We start from the raw sequence: 11,282 nt of genomic DNA on the forward strand, positions 1-11,282 counted from the left end.
CCCAGCCTGCCGGGGCGCGACGAAGGCCCAAGTTTGTCACCGCTTATCGGATTGCGGTGGCGGGTGCGGGGCTTCCAGGAAACAGCGCCGGCAATTGAAGACCGTACCCCAAACCGACACTGGTGGACTGGTAGAGCATACCGAGGCGCTTGAGAGAACGGTGTTGAAGGAACTCGGCAAAATGCCCCCGTAACTTCGGGAGAAGGGGGCCCTGTCTCTGGGCAACCAGGGGCGGGGGGCACAGAAGAGGGGGTGGCGACTGTTTACTAAAAACACAGGGCTCTGCGAAGTCGCAAGACGACGTATAGGGTCTGACGCCTGCCCGGTGCCGGAAGGTTAAGAGGAGAGGTGCAAGCTTTGAATCGAAGCCCCGGTAAACGGCGGCCGTAACGATAACGGTCCTAAGGTAGCGAAATTCCTTGTCGGGTAAGTTCCGACCTGCACGAATGGCGTAACGACTTCCCAGCTGTCTCGACCACAAACACAGCGAAACTGCACTCTCGGTGAAGATACCGAGTACCCGCGGCAGGACGGAAAGACCCTGTGCACCTTTACTATAACTTTGCAGTGAATCTAGGAATTTCATGTGTAGGATAGGTGGGAGGCTTTGAAGTGTGGGCGCTAGCTCGCATGGAGCCAACCTTGAAATACCACCCTTGTGATTCTTGGCTTCTAACCATCACTCTTACCGGGTGTGGGACACTGCATGGTGGGTAGTTTGACTGGGGCGGTCGCCTCCCAAAATGTAACGGAGGCGCGCGAAGGTTCTCTCAGGCTGAGTGGAAACCAGCCGTTGAGTGTAATGGCATAAGAGAGCTTAACTGCGAGAGCGACGGCTCGAGCAGGTGCGAAAGCAGGTCATAGTGATCCGGTGGTCCCGTATGGAAGGGCCATCGCTAATCGGACAAAAGGTACGCCGGGGATAACAGGCTTATCTCCCCCAATAGTTCACATAGACGGGGAGGTTTGGCACCTCGATGTCGGCTCGTCACATCCTGGGGGTGGAGTAGCTCCCAAGGGTTCGGCTGTTCGCCGATTAAAGTGGCACGCGAGCTGGGTTCAGAACGTCGTGAGACAGTTCGGTCCCTATCCGCCGTGGGCGAAGGATACTTGAGGGGAGCTGTCCTTAGTACGAGAGGACCGGGACGGACGTACCTCTGGTGTACCGGTTGTGGCGCCAGCCGCATCGCCGGGTAGCCATGTACGGACGGGATAACCGCTGAAAGCATATAAGCGGGAAGCCCACCCCAAGATTAGGTATCCCGATCGTAAGATCCTAAAGGCCCCTTCTAGACCAGGAGGTTGATAGGCCAGAGGTGGAAGCGCCGTAAGGCGTGGAGCTGACTGGTACTAATTGGCCGTGAGGCTTGACCACTACCTATTTCAATTGAGCTAACTACTCAGTTGCTATAGTCGCCGCATACTTGTCCGGGTTTCAATCGCTAACCGGACGGGACGGCAAAGGTCGAGTCACAGACGAGGTTCGAAAACCTCACTTGAAGACCCTACTATTCAGATTGTCGGAGCTTGAGCCTTCGCCTAACGGCGGCGGCCGCAGGTTTCCGGTCGCCATGGCGAAGGTGAAACACCCGTTCCCATCCCGAACACGGCAGTTAAGCCCTTCAGCGCCGATGGTACTGTGACCGAAGGCGTCACGGGAGAGTAGGACGCGGCCGGGGAATCTCATAGGGGCGGATGCATGATGCATCCGCCCTCATTTTTTTCGCTTTCCTGCGCTCTGCCGCAAGTACCACCTTTCGGAGAGCATGCCTTGCGACTGCGTAGCACCCTGAATCCAGGTCTTTCGGGTGCGCTTGGATCGAAGACTAAGGCTGGACGCTCACCAAATTGTGCGCACTGGATACTGTCGAATAAGTTCGTCGGGAGTGAGTATCGCCATGCCTTCCGCAATCGCCTGGCATACGAGCATCCGGTCAAACGGGTCGCGATGGAGCGGCGGTAGGCGCGGAAGCTGTACGATTGCTTCTTCGCTCAGATTCAGTGATTCGATTTTATGCAGGATGCGAGCACGCGACAGAAAAACTTGCACCGGTTCCGGCAGTGATAAACTCCTGAGGCCGTTCTTGATCGCGATCTCCCATGCCGAGACAACGCTCAAGTACGCCTCATTCGATTCGTTCTCGAAGGCAGTTCTTGCCGCCGATGACAATTCCGCGTGAGCGGTCGTGATCCATAAGAAGCTGCAGCTATCGAGCAGCAGCTTCACTTGGATTGTCTGCCCTCAAACGCATCGAGCAGCCATTCAGGGAGCGGTTCGAAAAAGCTCGCAGGCACGGTGAACTTGCCCTTGTACAGGCCAATCGGGCGCTTGCCCTGAAGCGGTTGCGCAATCGGCCGGATTTCGGCAATCGGTACATTGCGCTTGCAAAGCACGATCGTTTCGCCCTGCTTCAGCTTGCCCAGGTACTTCGAAAGGTGGGTCTTGGCCTCGTGAATGTTGAGGCGAACCATGATTCAATTATGGACTTACTAGTGAACTAACTCAAGCAACGTGCTGGTAGCGGATCGGCGCCGGCGGATTTTTCAAGCGGGTGAGGACACGACAAAAAAAGGGCAGCCCGCGCGGACTGCCCTATAAGTCGCAATCGAAAATTAATCAGTGCTTGGTCTCGATGCGCCTGCCGTAAGTTACTTCACCCTTGTCCACGCGCAGGCTGAAACCGCAATCGGGATTCGTGCAAACCCACGCCTTGAACAGAACCGAAGCACCCTCCTGCCCATAGTCGGACAGTGGAATCAGTGCGCCGTTGTTACATTTTTGGCACTTCGGCCACTCCATCATCCGCGCCTCCTTGCAACCGACCCGAACCGCATCTTCCATCCCTGAAATTATCCGACCAACAAATCTAAAGCAACGTGCCGCGATGCGCCGATGGAGCCGCCCACGAGCGTCCCGGAGCCGGTACCCGACGAACGCGATACGGCGGGCAAATGGTTTCTACTTGAGCGCGCGGACGGAAAAGCCGCGATCGTTGCTGCACAGCAGCGAGCGCTTGCCGTCGAGCACGGTCTCGAGCACGACTTCCCGGCCCCATAGCCGCTGCAGGTAGTTGAGACTTTTCTCGGCGTATTCAATATGCAGATCGCGGCCGTCGTGATAGTGCTTCACGTAGAGTGTGCGGTTCTGGCCGAAGTCGGCGTCCTCGACCTTCAGCACCGGTATCGAGTTGGTGCCGACGTTCTTGATCAACGTCGCCTTTACTTCCTGCCAACCCTCCTCGTCGGCCACCTTGCTGACCACCAACTCCTCGCCGCGCGCCTCGTATTCGAAAATATCCATCTCGCGCATGAGATCTTCGGTCAGATAGCGGCGGATGAACGACGCGTCGCGCTCGACCTCGCGGACCTCGAAGATCTTTTCCGCGCCGGACTTCACCGGCGGTCCGTCGCGCTTGATTTCCTCGGCGGTCGGATTGGTAAAGCGCCGGTAGATGTCTTCCCAAATCTTCAGTCCGAGATGATACGGGTTGATCTGGCCGGGAATCGGGCGGACGACCTGGTTGTGGCTAACGATGAATTCGAGATGCAGCCCCTGCTCCAGCTCGAGCGACTCTAAAATCTTCTTGTGCCAGTAGCTCGCCCATCCCTCGTTCATGATCTTCGTCTCCATCATGGAGATGAAGTACTTGGCTTCTTCATCCACGATGGTGAGCAAATCCCTTTCCCAGTCGGCGAGAAACGGGTTGTGATCGCGAATGAAGAGCAGCAGGTCTTCGTCGGGTTCGAGCGGGACCTTGTGGAAATCGGGCGCCTCGATCTGCTTGCGCGCGTGGATTTTCTGAAACGGATCGGGCTGTCCTTGCGCGGCGTCTTCGGCGCGAGCCATCTGTTCCAGCGGCGTGAGCTTCTTGATCGCAAGATTGCGCCGGCATTGCCACGACAGCGCATGCGCCGCGTCCAGAATCCGCTCCACCTGCTCCACCCCGATTGACGGATCCTCGACGTAGCGCCGCACCCGCATCGCAGCCGCTTTGAATGCCTCGATAGTCAGTTCGGCGCGCGTCGATTTGAACGTGAAATTGTTCTTGAAGAAGTCGTTGTGCCCGTACACGTGCGCGATCGTGAGCACCTGCAGCAGGATCGAGTTGTCGCGCATCAGGTAGGCGATCGCGGGATTGGAGTTGATCACCATCTCGTACGGCAGACCGCTGACGCCGTGATCGTAAAGCGTTTTGAGCTTCTCGTACGACTTGCCATACGACCAATGCGGGTAGTGCGACGGCATCCCGGAGTACGCCATGTACCCGAGCATCCCGTTGTGATCGCAAAGCTCGAACTCCTGCGGATAGCAGTCGAGCCCGAACCCTGCCGCCTTCTCGCGAATCCGCCGGTCCCACTCGGCCAGGTCGTTCAGGTTCCACGTCGCGATGCGCGGCGCGGCGCCCGCGTGCGGAGTCGCGCTCATGCTTCCTTCACCCGGTCCTTGGCCAAGAAGGCTTTGAACGACGGCCAGATGTCTTCCTTGCGCTCGATTAGCACGGTGTGAAAGTTCGGCGCCTGAATTCGGCGGAACACGTTGAGCATCGAAGATTCGTAGTATCGCGACCCCAGCGGCTTGATCTCGCCGTAGCCGAACAGGTTGCAAATCCCGGCGAGTTCCTCCGCGTCCTTGAGCGCGGCGGGATTGTCGGAGTCGAAATTGTCGCCGTCCGAGCAATGGAACGCGTACAGGTTCCACAGCGACGGATGGTATCGTGCGGCAATTATTTCCAGCGCCTTGGCGTAGCCGGATGATATAAACGTGCCGCCCGATTCGCCCTTGTGGAAGAACTCCTCCTCGGTGACCTCGCTGGCCTCCGTGTGATGCGCGATGAAAACGATTTCGACGTTGCGGTAGCGCGTCGAGATGAACTGATAGAGCAGGAAGAAGAAGCTGCGCGCCAGGTACTTCTTCATCGTGTCCATCGAGCCCGACGTATCCATGATGCAGATTACCGCGGCGTTCGATTCCTCCTTGGTGTCGATCTCGACGTGCTTGTAGCGCAGATCGTCCTGATGGAACGGGAAGCGGCGATGGACGCGCTGGAATGCGGCGCCGGTCGAAGCCGCGAGCGCCTCCTCGTCAAGCCGGCCTTCTTCGAGCGCGATTTCATCGCTCTCCCCTTCAACCTCGGTATCGAGCTCGCGGTCGGCCTTCGATTCTTCCAGCGCGCGCGCCACCGCGTCGTTGCGCTTGTCGGACGCGAGCATCCGCATCACGCGCTGCTTGGCGGTGCGCCGCTTGTCCAGCCTGATGCGGATGCCGACCTTGCGGTAGCCTTTGCGCCGCGACGAGTAATCGGACTGGATTTCGCGCAGCGCGCGGCGCTCGAGGTTGGGTAGTTCCAGATCCTCGAACATGATCTCGATCAATTCCTCGAGCGTGACGTCGGTCTCGTAGTAATCGACGCCCGGCCGGTCGCCGGCCTGTTCGTCGCCTTCGCCGGGTCGGTCCTTGCCGGTTTTGCCCACCACTTGCCCGGGCCGCGAGTCGCCGTCGCCCTGCGACGCGCCGGGAGCGTTGTCGCCGAAAACGAAGCGGTATTCCTTGATTCCGCGCAGCGGAACCTTGATCACGCGGTCTTTGTCTTTGCCGATGATCGATTCTTCGGCGATGATGTCGGCGATATTTTCGCGGATCGATTCGCGAACTTTCTGGCGATGGCGCAGCCGGTCGCCGGCCGAGCGGTCGGAGCGTTCGGCGTCGGAGATCCGGTATTCGCGGAAGATTGTATCGCCGCCACTCATTGTTTCGATTTATCTTCTCCGCGTCATTCTGGAGCGAAGCGAACAATCCCGATCTTCTTCAGGACCACGCTCAGAATAACCGCCAAAGTCAGATTTGCGCCCCCTCTCAATCCTTCCACAGATTGTTCGCGGCGTACTTGAGCACGACGTCCACGCACGATTCGCAGTACCCGTTCTCGAGCAGGTTCTTCACCATCGAGCCGTACTTCTCGCCCTGCTCCTCGTCGCGGGTGCGCGCCTTGGTGATGATGCGAGAAATGTCGCGCACCGAGGTCATCAGCTTTTTCTCGATCGCTTCCTTGAGCGGCTCGTAGCTCTTGTAGCTGATCTTTTCGCCGCGCCGCGACGTTGCCCACAGGTACGCGATCACTTCCTGGCGAAATCCGTCGGCCGCCGATCCGATGATCGCTATTTGCTCCTCGATCGACTTCAGAAAGCCCTCGTCGGGCGCCAGTTCCTCTTTGGTGTTGCGATCGCGCACGCGGGTCTTGTTGACGTAGGCCTCGGCGTGATCGAGGTAGTTCTGGAACAGCGACTCCGCCTGCTCCTGATACGAATAGACGAACGCGCGCGTGATCTCCTTTTCGAGCAGGTCGAGATATTCCTTGTGCAGCGTGTCCTGCAGGAACTCCAGATACTGCTTGCGCGTGTCGTCGGGCAGGTCGCCCTCCTTGGTCATCGAGATCAGCGCCTCGCGCACGTTGATCGGATTGATGCAGTTGCCGGTGACGTTGTCCGACAGCGCGTTGTCGAGCGCCTTCATGATGAAGCGCGTCGAGATCCCCGACATGCCCTCGCGCTTGGTGTCTTCTTTCAGCTCCTGCACGTCGATCTTTTTGGTCCGTCCTTTCTCGACGACTTCCTCGCCGTTGTAGAGCCGCAGCTTGGTCATCAGGTCGCACTTCGCGGTCGGCTCCAGGCGCGACAAAATCGCGTACATCGAGGCGAGCTCGAGCGTGTGCGGCGCCACGTGCGCGCGGAAATCCGAGTTCCTGATGATCTTCTGGTAGATCTTCACCTCTTCGGACAGGCGCAGGTTGTACGGCACTTTCACCACGACGATTCGATCGAGGATCGCCTCGTTGGTGTGATCGGCCTTGAACTTCTGCCACTCGGCTTCGTTCGAATGCGCGACGATGCAGGTATCGACGTACACCATTCCGTGCCGCCCGGGCGCCGGAATCACTTTCTCCTGCGTCGCCGTGATCATCGCGTGCAGGTACTCGGTCTCGTTCTTGAAAACTTCGATGAACTCGACGATTCCGCGGTTGCCGACGTTCAGCGCGCCGTTGAGTTCGAGCACCCGCGGGTCGCCCTCGGAGTATTGGTCGAGCTTCGAGATGTCTTCCGATCCGATCAGCACCGAAGTGTCCTGGTTATTCGGATCGACCGGCGGCACCACGCCGACTCCCACCCGGTTGCGCTTGGAGAAGCTGCGCCCGATGACCGGAAATTCCTCGTAGCGATTGTTGAACTCGGACTTGAGCCGATAGCGGCATACCGGGCACAGGTCGCCCTCGATGTGCACGCCGAGCATCTTCTCGAACTCGCGCCGCAGATGGCGCGGCACCAGATGCAGCGGCTCCTCGTTCATCGGGCATCCGTCGATCGCGAAGATGAATCCGATCTGCTCGAGCCCGCGCTGGATCCGCTCGACCAGCGAACTCTTGCCCGAGCCCACCGGGCCCATCAGGTACAGAACCTGGCGGCTCTCTTCGCCCTTGAGCGACGCCGAATGGAAATAGCGGACGATCTGCGCGATCATGCGCTCGATCCCGAAAAATTCCTCCGCGAAGAAATTGAACACCTTCAGCGGCTCATCCTTGTACAGCCGCTTGGTGCGCGGATCGTCGGTGTCGTGCAACGGATGAAGGCCGGCGGAAATGATCAAGTCGTAGATTCGCGCGTGCGCGAGCTTGGTTATCGTCGGGTCAGCCTTCACCACTTCGAGATATGTGAGCAACGTGCCGCGCCATTGCTTCGACTCGCGTGCCGCGCGGTCTTCTTTGATCACTCGCTCGAAGTTATTGAGATCCGCCATCGGCTATCTCCTTCGGGTTATGGAATGTTGTGCAGGAATACTGCCTGGGAGAGCGGGAAACAGTCGGGCCATGCTATATCGGGAGCCCATCCTGATTTCGAGTATAACCGAGCGACTGATCTGCAACAAGCAACATCAGGCGTACGCAACACACTCAGGCGCGTTCAGCAGGATGCAAACTTGAACTTTACTGAAATAAGCGCTCGGAAACCGGCACCGTGTCGCCGAGCACGATGCGCCCGCGATCGCTTCTCACCATTGCTGCGAACACGGTGTCGTCGTGCGCGAACGAGAGCCACCAGCGCTGCTCCGCGGCGAGCCCGAGGTAGTGCGCTTTCTGTTCCATCGTGCGCAGCACGTCGAGATCGTACGCCTGGTTCCACGGACCGCGGATGTGCGAGCGCGTCGGCACTATATCTGCCAGGTGCATGAAGCATTCGCCTGCGTCGCTGACCAGCGCCGCCTGATGGTCCCGGGTATGGCCGCCGGTGACGACCGCGCGCACGCCCGCGACGATGTCGGTATCGCCATCGATTGCTTCGAGCATCGATCGCACCGGCGCGAGCACCTCCGCGGCGTGGCGATACGCGGCGTGAAGCCGTTCGTTGCGCGGATTGCCTGCGATTTCGAGTTCGCCTTTCTGCACGAAGATTCGCGCGCGCGGATACGCAGCTTCCAGCGCGCCGGAATCCCGCCGGCGCACGATGCCCCCGCAATGATCGAAATGCAGATGCGATACGATCAGATGCGTGACGTCGCCCGCCTCCATCCCGAGCGCGCGCAGATGCTCGTGGATCCATCCGTCGCCGTGATCGAAGATCTGGCGCTCGACCGGACTTAGCCGGTTGCCGATTCCCGTATCGACCAGAATCGCGTCGCCCCCCTTCATGATCAGCGGACAGGTCAGGTTCAGGCGGATACGGTTGTGCTCGTCGGGAGGATGGTTGTGTTGCCAGAGTTCGCGCGGGACCACCCCGAACATGCATCCGCCGTCGTTGCGCCAGAAACCGTCGGCCAGGAACGCCACCTCGAACGCGCCGACTTTGATCCTCGGTGGTCTCTCAACCATCTCGCCTCCTCAGCTTCCCATCAACCACGTTCCCAGTATCAGCGCGATACCGCCCATCGCGACGATCGCGACGTGCGCCTTCACCATTGCGGTCATCGCGCCCGCCGCCGCGCCGCCAGGCTCGCGCGCGATTACCGCTCTGACCGCCGCACCGGCTCTCATCGACCACGTCATCACGGCAAGCATAACGATAAACAGCGCAATCTTGATGGCAAGCACCGTGATGAATGTGGTCGGGAACGCGAACCCGCGCGAAACTGCCGCCCATATCAGGCTGATCACTCCCGTCGCGAGCAGCACCAGCGCGGCGACGAGGCCGAGCAGATCGATCTTGGGCGCCGCGTTCGCCACAAAATTGCGCTGCTCGGCGCTTCCGGCCGCGAGCGCGAGACCCGCGAACGCGAAGCATGCGCACGCGCCGATCCAAATCGCGCCGGCCACCGCGTGCGTCCACAGAATCACCGTTTCCAACAATTTGAACCTCTTTCCCAGTCGAATCGCAAAAAGACTAACCCTGTCCCGCGCGCGATTACACCCCGCCCGCGCGTTGGCCGCCGGCGTCGTTTTGGGCCAACTAGAAATTTTGGATCGATTACCTTTCAATCGGCGCGCCATCGTTGGCTCATCACCCCGCTTACGCGGTCAGGACGTCAGCCAGGCTTCGCTGAAGCACTGCGCCATCGCCGCGCCGCGCAATGCCGTACATACGGGCAGACGCACGCGGCGCAGAGGCGGCCGGCCGCTCGATCGCGCGGCGGTCAGGGGGCTGGCATCGCGAGCTTCCTCCCGCCAGGCCATGAGCTTGGCGAAAGCTAGATGGTTCGGGTCATGGGGGTGACGCCCTCGAGCTGCGCCTCGCTGGTCTCGGCGAGCGCGGCCGCATCGCGCAGTCGTTCGAGGTTGCGTTGATGAACGGTCCGGTCGATCCGGTAGAAACCCAGGACCGCGATCGCAAGCGCGTTGCAGCCCGCAGCAACCGGTACGAAAATCAGGACCAGATGCCGCAGCACGGCCGAATCGACATGACCCTGGATGGCGCCTTGCGGAAAGTGCACGAACTCGAGGAGCAGCCCCGACAGGAAAGTGCCTACCCCGGAGACGCATTTCTGCAATAGCCCGTTGACCGCGAACAACAGACCCTCCGAGCGTTGTCCGCTGTTCACCGCGATATCTTCCACCACGTCCGCCATCATCGAGGCGACGAGGATGTAGCCCATGATGCCGAGCGTGTCCCTGATCACAGCGTCGGCGAACAGGATCGCCAGAAGCGCCAAAGAGTGATTCGCCGGCATGAGTCCGAGCAGCCGCAGCGGAATAGGAATGGAGCCGGCGGTAAGTGATACGGCGAACAGTGTGATCATCGCCCGCTTCTTACCCATCCGCCGGGACACCGCGGGGGCAAGAGACACCGCCAGGATGGCGGAGACGAAACCAAAGCTGACCAGGTACGATATCTCCGCGGGGGTCAGTTCCCAGAAGTAGGTCGTGATGTAGAGGCCCAGGCCACTGCTCAGACCACCGCTTACGGCGGCGATGATTCCCGCAATCGTGAGCGATAGAAACGAGCGATTCGACAGCGTCGCGACGATCTCACGCGCCTTGCCCGCGAAGCCGAGACGACGGCGCGGCGGCTGGATCAGGATGGCGCTGCGGCCGTGAGTGCCGAACGAGGAAGCCAGAATCGTGACGAGTATCACCAACGCGGCAACCAATCCGTACTGCTCATACCCGTGGCGGTTCAACACACCGAGGGGATGCGTCGCGTCCTTGCGCAGGAAAACCTGGAAGGCAAGCACTGCCATCACCGTCCCGCCAAGCGTTCCGAAGAAGAACCGGTAGCTGAGCAAGCCGGTCCGCTCGTCGTAGTCAGGAGTCAGCTCGGGCGCCAGTGCCGCGCTCGGAATCTCGTAGAGACTGACCAGCAATCTGACCGCCACCAGTAACACCAGCAGGTAGGCGAACATGCTCTGGTTCGACCAGTGGTAGGGCGGGTTCCAGAGATAATAGAAGGCAATCGCGAGCGGGATCGCCGAAGCGTACATGAAGGGGTGCCGGCGTCCCCAGCGCGACCTGACATGGTCGGACCATTGGCCGACAAGCGGATCGAAGACTGCGTCGAAAATTAGCGCGATCATTATCGCGGCGCCGACCCATGGCGCCGGCAGGCCGATCACCTGGTTGAAGAACAACAGCACCAGCGAGCCAAGCGCGGCGCTTTCCACGCCGAACGCGACCGACCCGAGCCCATATAGGACCTTAATCGGCACACCGAGACGCGCCGGCGCGGTCGGTGATTGCACTGCTGCCCGGCTCGGTGCGCTGCTGCCGCCCTCGCCGTTCTCCAGCGCTACCGCAGAATTGCCAGCCGCCTGCGCCTTGCTCATTGAGCCGGGATTTCCATTCTGAATTCTTATTTAACGTCGC

The 11,282-nt window shown here is 60.0% G+C and carries 9 protein-coding genes and 2 rRNA genes; 2 read left to right on the plus strand and 9 right to left on the minus strand.

Annotation, left to right across the window (positions count from 1 at the left end; translation table 11 throughout):
• Positions 1-1,375: ribosomal RNA gene (locus VIO10_RS02660) — 23S ribosomal RNA — on the plus strand; the annotation flags it as partial.
• 186 nt (positions 1,376-1,561) lie between these two features.
• Positions 1,562-1,679 (plus strand): 5S ribosomal RNA (rrf, locus tag VIO10_RS02665).
• 161 nt (positions 1,680-1,840) lie between these two features.
• On the opposite strand, the gene VIO10_RS02670 is transcribed toward rrf, so the two are convergent.
• The 9 genes from VIO10_RS02670 to VIO10_RS02710 all read right to left on the minus strand — a co-directional run bounded on the left by VIO10_RS02670 (position 1,841) and on the right by VIO10_RS02710 (position 11,242).
• Entirely contained in the window at positions 1,841-2,227 is a 387-nt protein-coding gene (locus VIO10_RS02670) for a type II toxin-antitoxin system VapC family toxin (protein ID WP_331958929.1), read from the minus strand.
• On the minus strand, positions 2,224-2,472 hold the full coding sequence (locus tag VIO10_RS02675) for a hypothetical protein (RefSeq protein ID WP_331958932.1): 249 nt from the start codon (positions 2,470-2,472) through the stop codon (positions 2,224-2,226). Before VIO10_RS02675 ends, VIO10_RS02670 begins: the two co-directional genes overlap by 4 nt.
• A gap of 145 nt (positions 2,473-2,617) precedes the next feature.
• Positions 2,618-2,842, minus strand: coding sequence for a hypothetical protein (locus VIO10_RS02680; protein WP_331958934.1), 225 nt, complete (start codon positions 2,840-2,842; stop codon positions 2,618-2,620).
• Positions 2,843-2,959: 117 nt separating this feature from the next.
• Positions 2,960-4,426: a SpoVR family protein gene (locus VIO10_RS02685; protein WP_331958936.1), complete on the minus strand. Its 1,467-nt coding sequence runs from the start codon at positions 4,424-4,426 to the stop codon at positions 2,960-2,962.
• The gene (locus VIO10_RS02690; protein WP_331958938.1) at positions 4,423-5,748 is read right to left on the minus strand and encodes a DUF444 family protein; all 1,326 of its coding nucleotides are present in this window, start codon (positions 5,746-5,748) and stop codon (positions 4,423-4,425) included. The genes VIO10_RS02685 and VIO10_RS02690 overlap by 4 nt, the downstream gene beginning before the upstream one ends.
• Positions 5,749-5,854: 106 nt before the next feature.
• A complete protein-coding gene (locus VIO10_RS02695) occupies positions 5,855-7,789 on the minus strand; it encodes a hypothetical protein (protein WP_331958941.1) in 1,935 nt (644 codons plus the stop codon).
• 187 nt (positions 7,790-7,976) lie between these two features.
• The gene (locus VIO10_RS02700; protein WP_331958944.1) at positions 7,977-8,858 is read right to left on the minus strand and encodes an MBL fold metallo-hydrolase; all 882 of its coding nucleotides are present in this window, start codon (positions 8,856-8,858) and stop codon (positions 7,977-7,979) included.
• Positions 8,859-8,867: 9 nt separating this feature from the next.
• Positions 8,868-9,329: a hypothetical protein gene (locus VIO10_RS02705; protein ID WP_331958947.1), complete on the minus strand. Its 462-nt coding sequence runs from the start codon at positions 9,327-9,329 to the stop codon at positions 8,868-8,870.
• A gap of 341 nt (positions 9,330-9,670) precedes the next feature.
• Positions 9,671-11,242, minus strand: a complete 1,572-nt coding sequence (locus VIO10_RS02710) for an MFS transporter (protein ID WP_331958950.1) — start codon at positions 11,240-11,242, stop codon at positions 9,671-9,673.
• Positions 11,243-11,282: the final 40 nt, after the last annotated feature.

It is taken from the genome of Candidatus Binatus sp., assembly GCF_036567905.1.
Lineage (GTDB): Bacteria > Desulfobacterota > Binatia > Binatales > Binataceae > Binatus.